Origin of the sequence: Larkinella bovis, assembly GCF_042655385.1 — a bacterium.
Taxonomy (GTDB): Bacteria; Bacteroidota; Bacteroidia; order Cytophagales; family Spirosomataceae; genus Larkinella; species Larkinella bovis.
Window position 1 is genome coordinate 34,696 of sequence record NZ_JBHSMA010000018.1, and the last position, 20,338, is coordinate 55,033.

The 20,338-nt window shown below is 52.6% G+C and carries 18 protein-coding genes; 12 read left to right on the top strand and 6 right to left on the bottom strand.

Annotated features, from left to right (window positions below; all coding sequences use genetic code 11):
* The first annotated feature begins 5 nt into the window (after window positions 1-5).
* The 12 genes from ACFPMF_RS27000 (at window position 6) to ACFPMF_RS27055 (ending at window position 13,223) form a co-directional block, all read left to right on the top strand.
* A complete protein-coding gene (locus ACFPMF_RS27000) occupies window positions 6-749 on the top strand; it encodes an FkbM family methyltransferase (protein WP_379851092.1) in 744 nt (247 codons plus the stop codon).
* Complete coding sequence (locus tag ACFPMF_RS27005) at window positions 746-1,687, top strand: nucleotide-diphospho-sugar transferase (RefSeq protein WP_379851094.1); 942 nt, start codon at window positions 746-748, stop codon at window positions 1,685-1,687. The genes ACFPMF_RS27000 and ACFPMF_RS27005 overlap by 4 nt, the downstream gene beginning before the upstream one ends.
* A 48-nt stretch (window positions 1,688-1,735) precedes the next feature.
* Window positions 1,736-2,548 (top strand): class I SAM-dependent methyltransferase, encoded by an 813-nt coding sequence (locus tag ACFPMF_RS27010; protein WP_379851096.1) that lies wholly within the window; start codon window positions 1,736-1,738, stop codon window positions 2,546-2,548.
* Window positions 2,549-2,617: 69 nt separating this feature from the next.
* A complete protein-coding gene (locus tag ACFPMF_RS27015; RefSeq protein WP_379851098.1) occupies window positions 2,618-3,574 on the top strand; it encodes a glycosyltransferase family 2 protein in 957 nt (318 codons plus the stop codon).
* A 14-nt stretch (window positions 3,575-3,588) separates the two neighbouring features.
* Window positions 3,589-4,692: a glycosyltransferase family 4 protein gene (locus ACFPMF_RS27020; RefSeq protein WP_379851100.1), complete on the top strand. Its 1,104-nt coding sequence runs from the start codon at window positions 3,589-3,591 to the stop codon at window positions 4,690-4,692.
* A 5-nt stretch (window positions 4,693-4,697) separates the two neighbouring features.
* Window positions 4,698-5,462, top strand: coding sequence for a glycosyltransferase family 2 protein (locus ACFPMF_RS27025; RefSeq protein WP_379851102.1), 765 nt, complete (start codon window positions 4,698-4,700; stop codon window positions 5,460-5,462).
* A 4-nt stretch (window positions 5,463-5,466) separates the two neighbouring features.
* A complete protein-coding gene (locus tag ACFPMF_RS27030; protein ID WP_379851104.1) occupies window positions 5,467-6,471 on the top strand; it encodes a glycosyltransferase family 2 protein in 1,005 nt (334 codons plus the stop codon).
* Window positions 6,472-6,474: 3 nt separating this feature from the next.
* Window positions 6,475-7,764 (top strand): O-antigen ligase family protein, encoded by a 1,290-nt coding sequence (locus tag ACFPMF_RS27035; protein WP_379851106.1) that lies wholly within the window; start codon window positions 6,475-6,477, stop codon window positions 7,762-7,764.
* A gap of 21 nt (window positions 7,765-7,785) precedes the next feature.
* Entirely contained in the window at window positions 7,786-8,862 is a 1,077-nt protein-coding gene (locus ACFPMF_RS27040) for a glycosyltransferase family 4 protein (RefSeq protein WP_379851108.1), read from the top strand.
* A gap of 72 nt (window positions 8,863-8,934) precedes the next feature.
* Entirely contained in the window at window positions 8,935-10,062 is a 1,128-nt protein-coding gene (locus ACFPMF_RS27045; RefSeq protein WP_379851110.1) for a glycosyltransferase family 4 protein, read from the top strand.
* A 263-nt stretch (window positions 10,063-10,325) separates the two neighbouring features.
* The gene (locus ACFPMF_RS27050; RefSeq protein WP_379851112.1) at window positions 10,326-11,708 is read left to right on the top strand and encodes an exopolysaccharide biosynthesis polyprenyl glycosylphosphotransferase; all 1,383 of its coding nucleotides are present in this window, start codon (window positions 10,326-10,328) and stop codon (window positions 11,706-11,708) included.
* 24 nt (window positions 11,709-11,732) lie between these two features.
* On the top strand, window positions 11,733-13,223 hold the full coding sequence (locus ACFPMF_RS27055; protein WP_379851115.1) for a capsule assembly Wzi family protein: 1,491 nt from the start codon (window positions 11,733-11,735) through the stop codon (window positions 13,221-13,223).
* A gap of 9 nt (window positions 13,224-13,232) precedes the next feature.
* Here ACFPMF_RS27055 and ACFPMF_RS27060 read toward each other — a convergent pair whose 3' ends face one another.
* The 6 genes from ACFPMF_RS27060 to nuoH all read right to left on the bottom strand — a co-directional run bounded on the left by ACFPMF_RS27060 (window position 13,233) and on the right by nuoH (window position 20,308).
* The gene (locus ACFPMF_RS27060; protein ID WP_379851117.1) at window positions 13,233-15,683 is read right to left on the bottom strand and encodes an outer membrane beta-barrel protein; all 2,451 of its coding nucleotides are present in this window, start codon (window positions 15,681-15,683) and stop codon (window positions 13,233-13,235) included.
* 110 nt (window positions 15,684-15,793) lie between these two features.
* On the bottom strand, window positions 15,794-17,431 hold the full coding sequence (locus ACFPMF_RS27065; RefSeq protein WP_379851119.1) for a M56 family metallopeptidase: 1,638 nt from the start codon (window positions 17,429-17,431) through the stop codon (window positions 15,794-15,796).
* Window positions 17,432-17,456: 25 nt separating this feature from the next.
* On the bottom strand, window positions 17,457-17,855 hold the full coding sequence (locus tag ACFPMF_RS27070) for a BlaI/MecI/CopY family transcriptional regulator (RefSeq protein WP_379851121.1): 399 nt from the start codon (window positions 17,853-17,855) through the stop codon (window positions 17,457-17,459).
* A gap of 121 nt (window positions 17,856-17,976) precedes the next feature.
* Window positions 17,977-18,495: an NADH-quinone oxidoreductase subunit J family protein gene (locus ACFPMF_RS27075; RefSeq protein ID WP_379851123.1), complete on the bottom strand. Its 519-nt coding sequence runs from the start codon at window positions 18,493-18,495 to the stop codon at window positions 17,977-17,979.
* Between the two features lie 79 nt (window positions 18,496-18,574).
* The gene (locus ACFPMF_RS27080; RefSeq protein ID WP_379851125.1) at window positions 18,575-19,138 is read right to left on the bottom strand and encodes a NuoI/complex I 23 kDa subunit family protein; all 564 of its coding nucleotides are present in this window, start codon (window positions 19,136-19,138) and stop codon (window positions 18,575-18,577) included.
* Between the two features lie 18 nt (window positions 19,139-19,156).
* Window positions 19,157-20,308, bottom strand: coding sequence for an NADH-quinone oxidoreductase subunit NuoH (nuoH, locus tag ACFPMF_RS27085; RefSeq protein ID WP_379851127.1), 1,152 nt, complete (start codon window positions 20,306-20,308; stop codon window positions 19,157-19,159).
* Window positions 20,309-20,338: the final 30 nt, after the last annotated feature.

A 20,338-nucleotide genomic window follows, 5' to 3' on the forward strand; every position in this document is an offset into this window, starting at 1 on the left:
GCAGTATGGTATCCAACTTAAAAGCGCTCTTCGAAAGCTATCCTTTTCTCACGGCGATCCGGTACGGTCTTGCGACGTTTGCGCGTCGGTTTTTCGATCCGGCGGTCCGCCTAAGCTACTCTCAGGTGGGCGAAGACCGGCTTCTGATGGTGTTACTGGGCGAACCCAAGACCGGTTTTTACGTCGAAGTGGGCAGCAACGATCCCGTCAATTTTTCCAACACCTTTTCTTTTTACCGGATGGGCTGGCGAGGCATTACCATTGATGCCAACGAAGCGCTGGTGGAAAAACATAAAAAGCTCCGAAAACGGGATATTCCGGTGTATGCCGCTGTTTCGGACGTGGAGGAAGAGGTCGTTTTTACGGAATATTCCCTGCACGAGCTGAGCACCATTAACCCAATAATGAAGGAGAGACGGCTGGCAAACTCGGCGCAGGTGATCGGCGAAAAGAAACTCCGAACCGTGACGTTGACAACCATTTTGGATCAATACCTGTCTCCTGGTATAACCATTGATTTTCTTTCCATTGACGTGGAAGGACATGATTTCAACGTGCTTCGTTCCCTGGATCTTTCGCGCTACCGTCCGAGATTGATTGTGATCGAAATGCATAACTTTCAGATGAAATCGTATAGCAATGACGTTATATACCAGTACCTGACCAGCCACGGCTATGTTTTTATCGGATATGCCGTTTGGAACGGTTATTTTGCCGATCAGGACTACCTGACTTCCAAGTCACAATGAATCAACAAATTGGTGTACTGATGCAGTTTGACGTCCCTATTCTGTTTGTCCTTTTTAACCGACCTGACCTTGCCCGTCAGGTGCTTCACCAGATTCGCCAGGTACAACCCCGGGAACTCTTTGTTTCCATCGACGGACCACGTCCCAACCATCCGACCGATGCGGAACGAGTGGCTGAATGCCAGGCTTTATTAGACGAAATTGATTGGCCCTGTTCGGTGCATCGCCTGGTTCAGCACCAGAATCTGGGCTGTAAAAAAGCCGTCAGCACCGCCATCACCTGGTTTTTCCAGCAGGTCGAAATGGGGATTATTCTGGAAGACGACTGCCTGCCGGACCCCAGTTTCTTTACGTTCTGCCGCGAAAACCTCCACTACCACCGCCACAACGCCACCCTTATGCACATTGCCGGGGTTAATTTCCAGCGCGGTCAGTGGCACGGCGACGGTTCGTATTTTTATACCAAAATCTGCCACGTCTGGGGCTGGGCCAGCTGGCGCCGGGCCTGGGAGAAGTACGACGTAGCGATGAATTCGTACCCGGTTTTTCGTGAGCAAAACCGCATTGCCGACCTGTTTACCGATCCGAAAGTCCAGCAGTACTGGATTGAAGCCTTCGATAGCGTGCTGGCGGGCCATGTCAATAGCTGGGCGTATCCGTGGGTATACACGATCTGGATCAATAACGGCCTGTGCATTTGCCCCAACCGGAACCTGGTCACCAACATTGGGTTCGGGGGGGAAGCCACCCACACCCGCGACAACCGCGAATCCCTCGCCAACCTGCCGCTGCAACCGCTAGACGAAATCAACCATCCGGCCTTTATCATCGAAAATGTGCTGGCGACCGAATACTCCAGCAACCATTATTTTAAAAAACCGGGTTGGGTAACCATTAAAACGGAAAGTCTGAAAAGGCGGCTGGGTCTGAAAAATTAGTCGTACTTTTGGCTATTTCCCCGAGTGTCAGGCTCCTGAAATTTACGTATGACCTGCCATATTTGCGATACCCCATCGAACGAGTCTTTCCTGGTGAAAGTATTGTTCAAATATGATGTGACCTATTACCGGTGCCGCGAATGCGGTTTTATTCAGACCGAAACGCCCTACTGGCTGCCGGAAGCGTACGAATCCGCCATCACCTCGCTGGATCTCGGCCTGGTTTCCCGAAACTTGCTCTGGGCTCCCACGGTCGAAGCCATCATCCGGAAGTGGTTCCGGCCCGAAGGCCCTTTTCTGGACTATGGCGGAGGCTATGGCCTCTTTGTCCGGATCATGCGCGACCGGGGGTTTCCTTTCATCCGGCAGGATCAGTACTGCGAAAACCTCTTTGCGAAACACTTCGACATCACCGATCAGCCGGAAAACCAGACGTACGAGCTGGTGACGGCGTTTGAGGTATTCGAACACCTGCCCGATCCCGTCGGAACAATCGAACAGATGCTACAGGCCGGCAAAAGCATTCTCTTTTCGACCAAACTCCTGCCCGACCCGAATGTAACGCCCGAAACCTGGTGGTATTTCATTCCGGAAACCGGCCAGCACGTGTCGCTCTATAGCCTGGACTCGCTGCGTCGGCTGGCCCAACGATTCCGGCTGCAACTGTACAGCGACGGGCGGGATCTGCACCTGATGACCGCCAAAGACATTGACCCCACCTGGTTCCGCTGGTTCACCGATCCGCGAAAAGTCCGCCTGTTCAACCGGTTTCACGGTTACCCGACGCCTTCGTTATTGGATTCCGACTTTCAAAAAGTATATGATTCCCTGAAGAAGCAGCCCTTGACGGACGCTATTTGAAAGCCATATGTTTATTTCGTACCTTGATTGCCAAAATTAGCAATGGTAAAAATTACTTAGGCCATCTCTGTGTCTACTCAATCCGACATTCCGGTTTTATTCATTTTATTTAACCGGCCTGATCACGCCCGCCAGGTGCTTGACCAAATCCGCCAGGCACAGCCTTTGGAGCTTTATGTTGCCATTGACGGCCCCCGCCCCAACCACCCGACGGATGCCGAAAAAGTCGCGCAGTGTGTGGCGTTACTCGACGAAATTGACTGGCCCTGTCAGGTACACCGGTTGATTCAATCCTGTAACCTCGGCTGCAAAAAAGGCGTCAGCACCGCCATTACCTGGTTTTTCGAGCAGGTCGAAATGGGGATTATTCTGGAGGACGATTGCCTGCCCGATCCGACTTTCTTCACATTTTGCCGCGAAAACCTCTACTACCACCAGCACAACCCGAGCGTTATGCACATTGCCGGGGTCAATTTTCAGGGGGGGCAATGGCACGGCGACGGCTCCTATTTTTATTCGAAGATGTGCCATATCTGGGGCTGGGCCAGCTGGCGCCGGGCCTGGCAGAAATACGATGTCGAAATGGCTACTTACCCGACGTTCCGGGAGTTCAACCTGATCAACACGCTGTTTGCCGATCCGAAGGTGCAGGAATACTGGCAGGACGCGTTCGATGGTGTGTATACGGGGCACATCGATACCTGGGATTATCAGTGGTGCTACGCGATCTGGGTCAACTACGGCCTGTGCATCTGCCCCAACCAGAATCTGATTTCCAACATCGGTTTTGGCCAGGAAGCCACGCACACCAAAGAAGATACCGAATCGACCGCCAATCGGCCGTTGCAGCCACTGGTCGAGGTTATTCACCCCCGGTTTCTGATCGAGAACCGCGAGGCTACCGACTATACGTTGCGTAAGTTTTTCCGAAAACCGAATGGGATTCGGAAAAAAATGGAGAATATTACCAACAAATCGGGTTTAAAAACGGTGAAAACAACCTTCAAAAAGCACCTGCTTCCCTGAAGGCATTGGCTTGCATGAGGATTTTCTATGACCATCAAACGTTTTCTGAACAAAATTACGGCGGCATTTCCCGGTATTTTTGCGAATTAATCACCCGCATTCCCCCATCTGACAGTCAGCACTCTGCGCATTTATCGCTGCTTTTTTCCAATAATGTCCATTTACGGGAATACGGTTTGCCCGCGCGGCCATTTTTTCCGACCTGGCCGGTTCACCGGGTGCAACCCCGTTTGTACGCCATAAACCGGGCCTGGTCGATCTGGGAGATGCGAAAGCGGTCTTTCGATCTCTACCACGCGACGTATTACGACCCTTATTTTTTCCGCTACCTCCGCCGGCAACCCGTCGTGGTAACGGTCCACGACCTGATTCACGAGCGATTGTCCGAGCGGTTTTCCGATCTGGCTACCGACCAGCGCATGCTCCCCTGGAAGCGGGAAATCATCAGCCGCGCCAGTGCCATAATCGCCATTTCCGAACATACCCGGCAGGATTTGATCGATGTGTATCAGCTTCCACCGGATCGGATTCGGGTTATTTACCACGGGACTTCCCTAACCGCCGATCCCCTGCAACCGGAACCATCTCCCCATCCGCCGTACCTGCTGTTTGTGGGCAACCGGGGGCACTATAAAAATTTTTCAGCGTTCATTCGGGCGGCCGCACCGGTTCTCCGGTCGCACCAGCTTCGGGTCATTTGCGCGGGAGGGGGCGCATTCAAACCGGATGAATTGCTACTGCTGCGGGAATTAAACCTCCGTTCGCTGGTGGAACAACAACCGATCGACGATCTGAAACTCCGGCAGTTATACCGGCAGGCCGTGGCGTTTGTGTTTCCGTCGCTCTACGAAGGGTTTGGATTACCGGTTTTGGAAGCCTTTGCCGGTAACTGTCCGTGTCTGCTCAGCAACCGGAGTTCACTGCCCGAAGTGGCCGGTTCGGCAGCGCTCTACTTTGATCCCGAAAACCCGGATTCCATGCGGGAAGCCGTCGAAAAAATCGTGAACGATCCGGATTTTCGGCAGCAGCTCATTCAGCGGGGGCGGCAGCAATTGCAGGGCTTTTCCTGGGAAAAAACCGTGCAACAAACCTTGACGTTGTATCAGGATCTCTTGTAACGGCCATGAACACCCACCGACCGCTTGTCAGCATCATTACGGTTTGTTATAACGCGGCCCGTCAGATCGAAGCCTCCATCCGGAGCGTCGTCGAACAGGATCATACCCTTTTCGAGTACATCCTCATCGACGGCCAAAGCAGCGACGGGACCGTTGACATGATTCGCCAGTACGAATCACAAATTAAATATTGGATCAGCGAACCCGACAAGGGCATTTACGACGCCATGAACAAAGGCATCGATGCCGCCAACGGCCAGTGGCTGTTCTTTCTGGGCAGCGACGATTTCCTCAAACCCCACATTTTGACGGCTTTTGCCGCCATGGCCGACGAGCAGTATGACCTGATTTACGGGGATGTCGAGCTGAGCAACGGCCGGACGTTCCATTCCTTTGTGGGCACTAAAACGCTTTTTTACAACACGGTTCACCACCAGGGCGCGTTTTACAACCGGCGGGTTTTTACCCATTTCCGGTACGATACCGGGTTACGGATTATGTCGGATTACGAGCTGAATTTCCGGCTGTATGCGCACAAAAACCGCCTGCTCCGGTTTCCGCAGGTCGTGGCGCATTGCTCGGCCGAAGGCGTCAGTAGTTTATTCTGGCGCCCTCTGACCGAAATTCGGCAGATCCAGCGCAAATGCAGCCCCAATCGCTGGACGGCTTATACCCTGAACACCCTCATCAGCGTTTACTATTACGGTATTTACCTGAAACTCCTGCTCAAAAAACACGTTTTGGGCCGGCCGGTTCCATCCGATGTATAGCACCATGACAACGACCACTGCCTGGGTTGATGTGATCATTCTGAATTACAAAGGCTGGCCCGATACGATCGAATGCCTGGAAAGCGTGCTGGCGCTCGACTACCCGAACCGCCGGATGATCGTCGTCGATAACTGTTCCGGTGACGATTCCGTACCGAAAATCCGGGACTGGGCCCTGCAAAAAGCGGTTCCGCATGCGGTGCTGGATGAAAAGGAGATCGGGGCGCAAGTGCATCCTTCGGAACCGCTCGTCCTCATTCGGGCGGAGCGCAACGAGGGCTACAGCGCGGGCAATAACCTCGGCATCCGGTTTTCGCTGGTCCAGGCAAAAGCGGATTTTGTCTGGTTACTGAACAACGATACGACTGTCCGGGCGGATAGTCTGCGTTGGCTGGTCGAGCGGGCCGGACAACCGGGCGCGGAAAAAATCGGGATGCTGGGTTCCAAAATTTTATTTTACCACCAGCCCGGGATAGTCCAGTATCTGGGCGGTTCTACCTATCGGCCGTTTACCGGCAAAGCGTATCCGATTGGCCGGGGTCTGGCGGCTGCGGACCCGGCGACGCAGCAACTGCCCGCCGACCGGCCCCTGGATTTTGTGGCCGGAGCCGCTTTGTTTGCCAGCACCCGGTTTATTCGCGATGTGGGTGAACTGAACGAAGCTTATTTCCTGTATTTTGAAGAAATTGACTGGAGCACGCGGGGGCGTCGGCAGGGCTGGTCGGTTTCCTACGAACCCCGCTCCATTGTCTATCACAAGGAAGGGGCTACCATCGGGGCCTCGCCCGAAAGCCGCTCCTACCGTGCGAAATTTGCCGATTATTACTATCATCGCAATAAATTTCTGTTCACGCGCCACTACCTGGGCTGGCCAGCGTTTGGCAGTATCTACCTGTTAACCGTACTGAGCCTGTTCAAAAGTATCCTGAACACCCGCTGGGTGTACGCCCGGCTTTTTATCCGGGTATTAACGGGCCAAACGCCCCGCCGATACCCTTTCCCGGACTGATCGATGACGCTATCGGTAAAAAAAATACTCCTGATTGCCCTGCTGATCGGCCTGTTCGGAACCGTAACGAATCTGATTTTCATCAGCCCGCTGCCGTCCTTGCTGTCGATGGCGGTTTTACCGTTTCTGCTGCTTCGGTATCAAACCTTTGCGGTTCCGAAATACCTGTTCTGGCTTTATCTCTATTTTATCTATTCGTTCGCGGGCATTTTGCTGTACTACCCGGCCTCCTTCCTGCATTTCGGTTTTTACCGGTACGACGGCAACTTTATCATCTCCTACACCCCCCTGCTCCTGATTCCGTTTTTTTCGTATAACCTCAACGCCGACCGGCTTTTCAAGCGGTTTTTGATTTTTGCGACCATCGTCAACGGCATCGCCTTCGGTCTAAACCTGGTGATGACCAACTTTGCCGCCATCCTCGACTGGAATAACCCGGCTACGTTTTTCCACGGTTTTTTCAAAAGCACCAACGGCGCGGGCGGCTTCATCAGCATTGTGCTCTCGCTCAACATCATCTGTTACCTGAAAGAACGCAAGCGCCGGTGGCTCTACCTGATCGGTATTAATACGCTTTTTTTAGTTTCCACCACCTCACGCGGCTCCATGCTGGGCCTGATTGCCGGTTTTGCGTTCTTTTACTTCGATCGATCCAACCGGACTTACCTGATCAAATTAGCACTCCTGGCGATCATTCTGGTGCAGGCGGTGATTCTGTATTTTACGTACCCGATTTACCAGACCTATGTTCGGGATGCCGACCCCAGCCTGGGGGGCGCCAACACCTACATTTCCCCGCTCTACGGCGAAGTCACCACTAAATCGGCCAATCTGCTCATCCGGGTCATGGAAACCTGGCCACGGGCGGTCGACAACTTCAGCCATTCGCCCCTGATCGGAGCCGGTTTTGGAGCCGTCAATGACATTCCGTTCCGATACGGCGGGATTCCGTATGTCATCAGCCTGAACGGGCAGCCCCAAAAGGTGTTCAACGACGCCCACGCGCACCATTCCTACCTCCATCTGCTAGGCGAGCAGGGACTGATCGGCCTCGGTATTTTCCTCATGTTCTGGTACGCCGTCTATCGTTTTCTGCGGAAAGAACCCGCCGGCATCGTCCGGGATTTTCTGCTGGTATCGTTTTTCAACCTGTCCATCATGAGTTTTACGGAGCACAGAATAACTTCTCCTTCCAATGCGCTGCCTTTTGTGATAGCTTTGTGCCTGTATATTCTGAAACGCAATTACCTCCGAAAACAGAATCCGTCGGCTCCGGTTGTTCAGACCGCCTGAAGCATCGCCGGACTTATTTGCATGCGTAAGCCCATCGTCATCAACGCCCGTTTTCTCACCCAGCCCATTACCGGTACCCAGCGGGTTGGGATTGAACTCAGTAAACGACTCAAAAAACTGCTCCCGGAAGCATCGTTCGTCACGCCGTACGACATTCGTCATCAGGCCATTGCCGACGAGCTGGAAGCCGAGGTCGTCGGCCCGGCCCGGGGTTATCTGTGGGAACAGGTTTCGCTACCCGGGTACCTGCGCCAGTTAGGCGATCCGTTGCTGGTCAATCTATGCAATACGGCTCCACTCTGGTACCCGAATAAAATCGCGACGGTTCTGGATCTTTCGTTTCACGTCAATCCGGCGTGGTTCAGCAAAAAATTCTCGATGCTCTATAATTTCACGTCGCCCCGCGTTTCCCGAACGGCCCGTAAAGTTCTGACTATCAGCGAATATTCCCTCAACGACATTATCCGGTTTTACCACATTCCCCGGTCAAAGCTGGAAATCATTTACCCCAGCATTTCGGATCTTTTCCGGTATCCGCCCGCGCTGAAAGGCGAAAACCCGTACGGCAAGTACATTCTGGCGGTTTCGTCGCTCGATCCGCGCAAGAATTTCAAGGGGCTGATTCAGGCCTTTCAGGAAGCAGCATTGCCCGATACCAAACTGGTCATTGTCGGGGCGGCCCACAAGGTTTTTGCCGACACGGGTCTGAAAGAAATGATTCAGAATGATCCATCCATTATTTTTACCGGCTACCTTAGCGACGAACAACTCGTGAACCTGTACCAGCACGCGCTGTTTTTCGCCTATCCGTCGTTTTTCGAAGGCTTTGGCATTCCTCCGCTCGAAGCGATGGCGTGTGGCTGCCCCACGCTGGTATCGGACACAACGAGCCTGCCCGAAGTCTGCGGGGATGCCAGTGTGTACGTCGATCCGTACGACATCGCCAGCATCCGCGAGGGATTGATCCGGCTCTACCGGGACGAAGCCTTGCGAAAAACGCTGGTTGAAAAAGGGCGCGCCCGGGTCGAGCATTTTAGCTGGGACGAATCCGCCCGCAAACTCGCGGACCTGATTATTGAATTGGACACAAGACGCTAGCAAGAGAGGAAAGCGTTCTATCGGCCTACTTGTCTGGTCTGTTGTCTTTAATCTAACGTCTCCTGTCTGAAAATGCTTGATAAAAAGATTGCCCTTGTCCACGAATGGTTAGTGACCTTCGCCGGTTCCGAAAGCGTGGTCGAGCAAATGCTGGCGCTGTATCCCCAGAGCGATCTTTTCACCCTGGTCGATTTCCTGCCCGATGCGCAGCGACCACTGGTTCAGCACAAAACCGCCACTACAAGCTTTATTCAGAACCTTCCCTGGGCGAAAAAAAAGTACCGTTCGTACCTGCCGCTGATGCCGCTGGCCGTCGAACAGTTCGACCTCAGTGCCTACGATGTGATCCTGTCGAGTAGCCATGCCGTAGCGAAAGGCGTGCTGACCGGCCCGAATCAGCTGCACATTTGTTATTGCCACTCCCCCATGCGCTACGCCTGGGATTTGTACCACCAGTACCTGAACGAAAGCGGCCTGAAAACCGGCCTGAGCGGTCTCATTGCCAAAATGATTCTGCACTACATCCGGCTCTGGGATTACCAGTCGGCGCAGCGCGTCGATTATTTTGTGGCCAATTCCCGGTACATTGCCCGGCGCATCCGGAAGGTCTACGGTCGCGAAGCTGATGTCATTTACCCACCCGTCGACACCCGGCAGTTTGCCCTGGGGCAACAAAAGGAAAACTATTACCTGACAGCTTCGCGGATGGTCCCGTACAAAAAAATCAATTTAATTGTGGAGGCCTTTACAACCATGCCCCATAAAAAGTTGGTCGTAGTAGGAGATGGTCCGGATTACGAAAAAATCAAACGGTTGGCGACTCCGAACATCGAACTGGTCGGTTACCAATCCAATGAGGCACTCGTTTTGTATATGCAACAAGCAAAAGCGTTTATTTTTGCAGCCGAAGAAGATTTTGGCATTACCCCCGTGGAAGCCCAGGCTTGCGGGACCCCCGTGCTGGCCTTCGGGAAGGGCGGGGCGCTGGAGTCGGTAATTGATCAGAAAACCGGGTTGTTTTTCGACCGCCAGCAAGTGGATTCGCTCCGGGACTGCGTGCAGCGGTTCGAAAAAACCGCCGACCAGTTTGACCCGGTGGTCATTCATCAGCACGCGCAGCAATTTAGTGTTGAAAATTTCCGGCGGACGTTTAACCAGTATGTGTCCGGCAAAGTCACTGAATGGTTTACAAACCGCTAAACAACTTTAACTATCTGACTTTTAAGTAGAACTATGAAAAGAACATGATTTTCTTCGAGTCCTCTCGATAATTTTTGCCCGATTTTTCAATAATTTCTTTTCGAATATCGTACAAATAAAGTGAACTTGGAGTTAAGGAGTGGAAAATGGGCATGCCGTTCGCTCTTTATAATAAGTGTCTTTCATTTGTTTCGAATTCAGTGCAGGAGCGGTTTGGTTGTTTCTCTGTCCGTCAAGCGGCAACCGTTCCAAACGAATAGCTTATGAAACACCGGTTTTCTTTTTTACTGCGGCCTTTCAGCGCAACCCTGGACATTATCCTGCTGGATATTTGTTTTGCGCTCGCCTACCGGCTAAAATTTGGTACAACCGAGTCGTTATTCGAAGTACCCTACCTCACGCTTTTCTGGTTCATCAATGCCGCGTGGATTCTGATTCTGCTGATCAACAAACCGTATAATTATTCCCGTCTGACGTTTACGATCCAGAATCTGCTGGTGGGTCTTGTGAAGCTGGTCGGGCTGCACATTGCGCTCGTTTCGGTTTTCTGGGTATTTACCAAAGGCGGTTTTTCCTATTCGCGGGAACATTTGCTGCTGACGTACGTGCTCTTTCTCTGCGCCGGTTCGCTCTGGCGCTCGGCGGTTTTGATTCTGCTCAAGGTGTACCGGGCGATGGGCTACAACACCCGGCGGTTTGTGGTCGTGGGCTACGGGCCACTTTCCCGCAGCATCCAGACGTTCTACCAGATGTACCCCGAAATCGGGTTTAAGTTTTACGGGTATTTCGACAAAATGACGTCCGAAAACGCTTCAGCGCTACGCGGGGACTACAGCTACCTGAAAGAATACATCATCCGGAACGAAATCGACTGCGTGTATTGCTGCCTGCCGTACATCGAAACGGAGCAACTGCGCGAAATCATGAGTTTTTCGGAAGAAGCCAAGTACCAGGTAAAACTGATTGTCGACTTCAAGGGCTTCCTGACCAAAGGCGTTACCGTCGAATACCATGACGTTCAGCCGGTTATCAGCCTTTCCACGCATTATCTCGATGATTTGCAGGTCAATGTGTTCAAGCGGGCTTTCGATATTGGTTTCTCGTTGGCGGTTCTGGGCCTGGGGGCTCCGTTTTTTATCCTGATTGCGCTCGTCACGAAACTGACGTCGAAAGGCCCGGTTTTTTATTCGCAGGAACGCATCGGCAAGTGGGGGCGTCCTTTCCGGATTTATAAGTTCCGCAGCATGTATCCCGACGCCGAACGGAGTGGCCCGGCGCTTTCGTCGGGCGATAACGACGACCGGATTACGCCCTGGGGGCAGTTCATGCGGAAAACCCGTCTTGACGAGTTTCCGCAGTTTTACAACGTGCTGCGGGGTGAAATGTCGGTGGTGGGGCCGCGCCCGGAACGGCAGTTTTTTATCAACCAGATTCTCGAAAAAACACCGGAATACAAGTACTTACTGATGGTCAGGCCCGGCATTACGTCCATTGGCCAGATCAAGTTCGGTTATGCCGAAAACGTTGAAGAGATGGTGCAACGACTGTGGTACGATCTCGAATACCTGCAACGTGTCTCGTTTTCCACCGACGTCTGGCTCATTGTCCAGACGGTCCGGGTAATGATGCAGGGAAGAGGCAAATAACCATTTTTGTCCATACCGTACAACATGACTATAAAAGCCGGCTTGGTCTTTGCCTTGTCCGCGTGCTTTATCTATCCGGGTGTTGCTCAACGTGCTTATTTTCCCAAAACAACCCGGTACGATCTGCAGGTGGGCACTTACGTTTCGACGGGGGGTCGAACGCCGTTCTGGCTCCGGGCCAACCAGTACGGGATTGTTCCGGCCACCACGCCCGCCGGCACGCTGCGTTTCGGCCTTTCGTCCGATTACGGAAAACCGGTGCAGGATAGCGGGATCATCCACCAGAAAAAGATCGACTGGGGCTACGGGGTTGAGGTCGTTGGCAATGTAGCCCACAATCCGAAGATCCTGCTGCCGGAAGCCTATGTAAAGGCTCGCTACGGCGGCATCGAGTTTTACGCCGGCCGACGCCGGATGGTGTACGGGATCACGGATACCACCCTCACATCCGGTTCGTTTGCCTGGTCGGGCAACGCCCTGCCCCTGCCCGTGATTCAGCTTGGCACCCACGGTTTTGTCCCGATTCCGCTCACCAATCATTTTCTGGCCATTAATGCTTTTTACAACCACGGCTGGTTTGGAAATAACGGCCGGATTGTCCGGAACTCGTACCTGCATCAGAAGGCCCTGTACGGGCGGCTCGGGAAACCGGGTTCCAGATTGAAACTCTACGCCGGGATCAATCACCAGGTGCAGTGGGGCGGTTATTCCGACCAGATATCGCCGGATTTCACCGTTAACGGGCATTTGCCCACCGGTTTTCGCAATTACTGGTTTGTTGTGACCTCCCACCGTAACCCGAATAAAATTGACACCACCCTGCCCACTTTCGAAGAAAACCGGGTTGGTAACCACCTCGGTACGGTTGATCTGGCACTGGAAGCCAACCTGGGGTCGCTCAGTTTGTTGCTGTATCGCCAGAGCATCTACGACGACGGTTCGCTCTTCTACCTGACCAACATCCGCGATGGGTTACAGGGTTTGCGGCTGAAAAACCAGCGCAGCGAACGAGCCTTTTTTTCGATCAGCGAGTTTTTAGCCGAATTTTTGTACACCAAAAACCAGGGTGGACCTAACTTCCTGATTTTTGATCCCTCGCGCCGGGGCCGCGACAATTATTTCAACCATTCGCAATACCTGGACGGCTGGATTTACAACGGGCGAACCATTGGCTCGCCGTTCATGACACCGGGCACGGACATTCGGGCAAGGCTGCCCAACGGCGCCATCGCCAACAACCGCGTCAGTCTGCTGCATTTTGGAATGTCGGGCCGGCTTGGCCGCGTTGAGTGGCTGGGAAAGCTGTCGCTGAGCGACAACATCGGTACGTACGGCGAACCCTTTCCGAAAATCCGCAACCAATGGTCGACGCTGTTCAGCCTGACGGCACCGGTCCAGATGGGCGGGATGGGCGAATTCCTGCTCAATGCCGCGTTCGCCAATGATTACGGTGGCCTTTACACGGACTCGGTCGGTGGGTATCTCGGCATTCGGAAAGTCATCACATCGCGGTAAGGCGGTTTTTCAATTCTTGACCCGCTCCTGCTCGCTCCCCGCGCCGTTGGTTGTGCGTTTCTGTTTTCCGGACGCGCCTTTGCTGAAACTGTATGTGAACGAAGCCGTCAGCGCCCGCGTGTCGAAAACGTTGTGGTATCGGGCCGTCGCATTCGGAATGTTCAGAATAGTACCCCGCGGGCGCAATGACCAGAACAGATCCCGGGTCGTCAGTCGAACGGTGCCTTTGTTGTTCAGCACTTTTTTCTGAACACCCGTATTGACGACAAACAGCGACGCCTTATCAAACTGCCCGCTCTGGCTGCGGGTCGTATAAAAACCGCTTAATTCGGCGCTCCAGCCGTTTTTAAAGAGAAACTGGCTGTTCGGCCCCAGGTAGCCATACACCGATCCCGTACGGGTTCCGGCGTTTCCCGGAAGCCCTTCAAATTGGTTTTTCATAATTTCGGCGTACAGGTTACACGTCCACCAGTTCCCGGCTTTCAGGGTGGTATTGACCGAAATACCACCGTACCGCAGCCGACCGATGTTGCCTGTCCGACTGATAAAAACCGCAGCCTGCTGTTCAATGATTTCGTTGTGCATCCCGGTGGTTATGTTGTAGAGCAGCGACAGATTGAATCGCTTGTTGTGGTTAAACGTCAGTTCGAACCGGTTACCAAACTCAGGATGCAGAAATGGGTTTCCGGCAAAATACGTGAACTTGTCCAGCAGAAAAACAAACGGATTCAGGTCCTGATAAAACGGTCGCCCGATGCGCCGTCCGTACGAGAATGTCAGTCGGTTTTGGCTGCTATCCAGTTGATACGACAGATAGAGCGTCGGGAACAGATTGGTATAATTCCGTTTAAACGACGAATCCGGTTTGGCCGCATTGCCCAACTGGTGGCCTTGGGTACGCGTATTTTCCAGCCGCAACCCGGTTTGCAGCGAAAATCGGCCCCGTTCTTTGATATAATTCAGATAAGCTGCATTGATGTTTTCGGTATACCGAAACCGGTTGGTTTTGTCCCAATCCGGTCTTTCAGCCGAAACCGTTTGGATAAAATAATTGGCCGCATTGTCGGTCGAAACATAACTGCTCTTGACTCCCCCCGACAGGCTGGCCTTACCTTCCAGCGGATGGTTATAGTCCGACCGGACCGAATAAATTGCAATATCAGAGGGCAGGTCCGCCCGCAGATTTTCCCGATTTTTAACCACCTGATTGGCTTCCAGAAATGTATTCTGGAACGTTTGCTGCGTCGAAATACGATATTGCACATAATCCAGATCAATCGTCAGAGAGCGGCCTGTGCTGTCGTACTGGTGTGTAAAATTCAGATTGATGCCATTCTGATGAAAGCGCCTTCGCTGCGAATTGGCGGCCTCAATCAACGAATCCGGTTGCCCCATCAGATTTAGCAACGCACTGCTGACTGGCCGTTGCTCGCGGTTAAGCGTAAATGAACCCGTATAGACCAGACCCAGCGTGGTTTTCGGACTGGAATAAAAATCGACGCCCGCTTTCAGGGTAGGGGTGCGGTTGCGCGGATAAAAATAGGATGTCTGGGAAAAAATCGTGTTCAGTTGGTTTGTTTCGCCGAAATACCGCCGTTCAATCGTGAGTTTCCGCCAGCCGTCGTAGTGATTAAAACCGCCATTGAGAAAGAAATTGAAGTGGTTTTTACGGTAATTTAGCGTAATGGTTTCGTTGTGTCGCCAGTAAATCGACTTCCCGACATCAGCCGAAATGCTCCCGTTAAAACCCGCGATTTTCGATTTCTTCGTTTTAATGTTGATCACCCCGGCGTTTCCGGCGGCATCGTACCGCGCGGGCGGGTTAGTCATCAGTTCTATTTGCTCGACAGAACCTGAGGGCAACGACTTCAGATAAGCCGCCAGATCAGCCGCCGACAGGTAGGTGGGTCGGTTATCGATCAGAACCAGCACCCCGCTCTGACCTTTCAAACTGATGATTCCGTTTTGGTCCACCGTGACACCCGGCGCTTTCTGCAATACTTCCAGTACGTTCGTACCAGCATTGGACAGGAGCGCGTCTACGTTTACAACCGTTCGGTCGAGTTTAAACTCGACAAAATCTTTCTGCGTTTTCACCACGACTTCCTTCAGTTGAAGGGCTGAGCTGCGGAGCTGAATTGACGCCAGTGTTCGAACCGGCTCAGTCGCCGTCAGTTCAAGAATGACGCTCCGATACGGCTCAAACCCCAGCGCGCTGGCAGTCAGGAAGTAGGAACCGGTTTTAAGATTTGTGAAACGAAAACTCCCATCGGCTTCGGTCAGGTCGACTTTTACCAGACTAGAATCCGCAGCCCGTACGAGCGAAACGCCTACCCCTTCCACCGGTTTTTGATCCGGAGTGGTTATTCGCCCGTTTAGCTGGATAATGGACTGGGCCAACCCTACCGATTGGGCAATAATGATCCATAGGGTAACCAATACCCGAATTTTGGCAGCCATAAAAAGTGTAATTGAAGTTTATTAGCGAGTAAAACCGTTCAATAGGCAACAGGAATCCAGCCTGCCGAGCGTACGTTTAGCGGAAGATGGAAACAAGAATTGTCAGATTTTTAGCGCGTACTCCGGTAGGTAAAATCGACGATATCGCCCGGTTTTTTGACAAATTTTGAAATGATGCGCTGATGCACTTCTTCCGGTTGTTTAACCCCGTTCACGATCAGAAAATCGTTCGTGATATGGAATGACAGGTTGTCGCGGGATGGGCTCAAACCGGCGTCCACGACCGCGTCAATCAATTGCTCAGCAACAGATGATTTCTCTGGATTCGGTTTCGGGTTCGCTAAGGCCAGCGGTTTGGGCGAATAAGTCGGTTGGCTGAGCGTCAGTTTCGGTCTTTCGTACTGTGCAGGCAACGAATCCCGTAGGGCCACCAACGACTCCTGAAGCGCACTCAAATCGCCTAATGAAGCCCGAATCAAATCCGGTTGCGACTCATCCAACACGGCCCGTTGCCGGCTGCTATCGGTTAGCACAGTGTTGCCAGGATGCGCCGGATCAGCTTCTTTTCCTGATTCGCCCTTGATGACGTTCGACGGTACTTTTTCTGGCGTCTTGTTATATTGGGCGTTGATGGACGGGGTTGTCTGTTCTATTCCATTGCCCGGTTTTTCTGGCTGCTGCTTTTCAGCCTGATTTGAAGAAGGCGGTTTCGAGATCGGTTGAGCGTACAGCAGGCTAACTGTAAAAATCAGCACCAACGACAACGCCAGAATCAGCTTCTCTGCTAAATTCAGGGCCGTATTTTGTTTCAATACCAGCCGTTCCACCCGCTGAATCAGCCCCTTTTTACCGGCAAACGCCAGGCTATACGTCGGTGCTTCCAGCTGGTATTCGCGGAATGACAGCAAAGCCTGGATGTAGTCTCGCTTGTTATCCGCCTGCGAAACCACCCGTTCGTCGCAGCAAGCTTCGCGTTCGGCCCGGATCAGAGCTGAGAGCCATAACAGGGCCGGATTAAAGAAAAACAGGAGTTCCAGCAGGTACTGCCATAGGTTAACTACGAAATCCAACCGTTTGATATGTGCCAGTTCATGTAGAAGCATCAGTTCAATCTGGGCGGCTGGAATGGTCACAAGGGCCCCCAACGGAAGGAGAATAATCGGTTTCAACTGCCCCAGCACCATCGGCGCGTTGACCAAACCGGACTGCACCACCCGGATCGTCTGGTGAATTCCTACCTTTTCAGCCAGTGACCGCACCCGGTCTTCCCACTCGAGGCCGATCGGAAATGTCTGGTATCGGCGCAGGTAATTAAGTTGATACAGGTTTATCCCAAATTGAACGCTTTTGATCAATAGAATCAGTAACCAGACCAGTACAATGCTGGACAAATGCTGATTGAAAAAAGCCAAACCGGTATCGACATACGAAACTATCGTTTCTGGCTGGGATGAAACTCGTTGACCGGCCAACGACGAACCATCGGGAAGGTTCAGAATTTCGGTCACTGGCCTGGCCGAACCGAATTCCAACTGAAGGGAAAAGGTAACTCCAACGCTGATTGTAAACAGGGCTAGTAAGCCCATAAACAGATTGTAACGCAGATCCGGTTTTGCCCTCCGGGTCAGCAGCAATACCAGACCGGCCACAATCGCTACAAAAAAGCCCTGCCAAAGCGAATGCAGCAACGTAAAACCGACTGCCTTGACCACCGTTTGGTCGAGAAGCTGGTTAAGGGAAAAGTTCATGAGTATGAGTTGTTAAGCGGTTTCATCAATCCTCGTCCAACTTATCCAGTAAAGCCCGAATAGCCTTAAGTTCGTCGCGGGAGGCCTTCTTAGTGTCCAGGAGTTGCAAAACCAGGTTGCCCGCCGAGCCGTCATAAAGATGATTGACGAAACGATCCAGCAAATGCTTCTTGGTCTTCTGCTCCTCTTCTGCAACGGCGTAGACGTGTTTCATGCTGCTGTCGTCGCGAGTGAGTAGCCCTTTCTCCACCATCAACTGCATCTGTTTCAAGGTGGTTGTATAATTTACTTCCTTGAACGCATTCAGTTGTTCGTGTACGAAGCGGACGGTGGAAGGCCCGTGTTTCCACAACACGGTCAGCACGTCCAGTTCGGCTTTGGTTGGCTCGGTTTTTTCCGATGGGTTCTGGTTTTCCGATTTCATGATTCAAAGATACGATAAAAATCGTACGATCAAAATGGTAGCTTGATTATTTTTCCGTAAAAGTAAAAACGGGTTGCACTGTCGCCAGTACAACCCGTTTCCGAGGTGCAAGAATAGGAGCTCAATAGTGCCGGTCGCCGGGTTCGCGTTTCCCCAGCATGACGGCACCGACCATCGCCACCAGCAACAGCACCGAGGCCAGTTCGAACGGCAACAGATAATCTTTGTAGAGAACCATCCCCAGACTCTCGACCAGACCCACTTCTGCGCTGTAGGTCGATGGATTGTAGGTGGCCATCGAAGCCGCGCGGAAAACCGCCACCATCACCACCAGCAAAACCCCACCGACGACCACGGCCGCCAGCTTGGTAAGGGTCGTTTTGGATTCTTCGTCTTCCTTTTTCAGGTTCAGGAACATGATGACGAACAGAAACAATACCATGATCGCTCCGGCGTAGACAATGATATTAACAGCTGCCAGAAACTGGGCGTTCAGCAGAATGTAATGCCCCGACAGGGTAAAGAATGTCATGATCAGCGCCAGAACGCTGTGAATGGGGTTACGGGCCGTTACCACGAACGACGCGCTCAGCAGCGTAATGGCCGTTAGTACGTAAAATAATATCTCAGTAGGCTTCATTTTTTAGCGTTTAAGGTCTAAGGTTTAAGGTTTAACGTTGTTTAGCCTTACACGTTAAACCTCAACCATTAAACGAAAATTAGGTGGCAGATCGCGAATAGGACGGTTCGGTGGGCGTTGCCTGGACCTCCGGGTTGGTCCGGATGTAACGATCGTCCAGTTGCTCGACCAGTTTATCCTTTCCGTAAATGACCTGATCGCGTTCGGTGAAAATGGGAACCAGCCGGTCGTGGCGCAGGTAAACCGCCTGTTTCGGGCAGGCTTCCTCGCACAGGCCGCAGAAGATACACCGCAGCATATTGATTTCGTAAACCGCTGCGTATTTCTCTTCCCGGTACAGATTTTCTTCGCCCTTCTTCCGCTCGGCGGCTACCATCGAAATGGCTTCCGCCGGACAGGCCACGGCACACAGACCACAGGCCGTACAACGTTCCCGGCCTTCTTCGTCGCGTTTCAGGACGTGGTGGCCGCGAAAAACCGGCCCCAGATACCGTTTCACCTCCGGATAGGGTATCGTAACCTTCTTCCCGAAAAAGTGCTTTATCGTGATCGCCAGCCCCTGCGCGATAGCCGGAAGGTACATCTTCTCGGCCAGCGTCATCTGCTTGTTGCTGACTTCTTTAGATCGATTTGTAAGTTGCATAGTGAGTTGTAAGCATTATCAGGATCGCTGGGGCTGGGCCACTGGCTTCGGTGCCCGCGCCGACGACATCAGCGCCAGCACAACCGCCACCACGATAATTACCCAGCTGGCGTATTTAATATCGAACAGCAAACCCAGACCCGTTATGAACACATTCAGGACCGACAGCGGAATGAAGCTTTTCCAGCCTAAATTCATCAACTGATCGTAGCGGAAACGCGGCAATGTCCAGCGCACCCACATGAAGAAGAAGATGAAAAAGAAGATCTTGCCAAACAGCACGACTGTTCCGATCAGCGTCGCCAGGTTATGACCGGTTGCCGCCCCCAGCGAACCCGTCAGCGTTTCGCGCACCCAGTCCATGCCGGGGTAGTTAAAACCGCCAAAATACAGGGATGCAATAATCGCCGACGACACAAACATGTTGATATATTCGGCAAACAGGTAGAAGCCCAGCTTCATGGAGCTATACTCGGTATGGTACCCGCCAACCAGCTCGGTTTCGCATTCCGGCAAATCGAACGGCGTCCGGTTACACTCGGCAAACGCGCAGGTCAGAAAGATGATAAAACCCAGCGGCTGATTGAATACGTTCCAGGCAAAACCGTGCTGCGCTTCGACAATCGCCCGGATCGAGAGCGAACCCGTCATCATCAGGATGGCGATGATCGACAAGCCAAACGCGATTTCGTAGCTGATGTTTTGCGAAGCCGCCCGAATGGCGCCCAGCAGCGAAAACTTGTTATTCGACGCCCAGCCGCCCACCATCAGCCCGTAAACCCCGAGGGAAACGACCCCGAAAATGTACAGAATCCCGATATTGATTTCGATGCCCTGCACCGGAATCGTCAGATCATCGTAGCGGATGCTTTCGCCGAACGGAATGACCGCACTCGACATCAGCGCCGTCAGAATCGCCAGACAGGGGCCGAGGATAAACAGCCATTTATTGGCCTGTGACGGGATAAAATCTTCTTTGAAGAACATTTTACCGGCATCGGCCAGTGGTTGCAGAATACCACCCGGTCCTGCGCGGTTGGGTCCAAAACGGTCCTGGATAAAACCGGCTACTTTCCGTTCTGCCCAGGTGGAATACATGGCAATCAGCAGGGTCACGCCGAAAACGACGAGAATGATGATGGCTTTTATGATGAGTTCGGTCAGATTCATTTTTTAGCTATAAGAAGTGAGAGGTTAGAC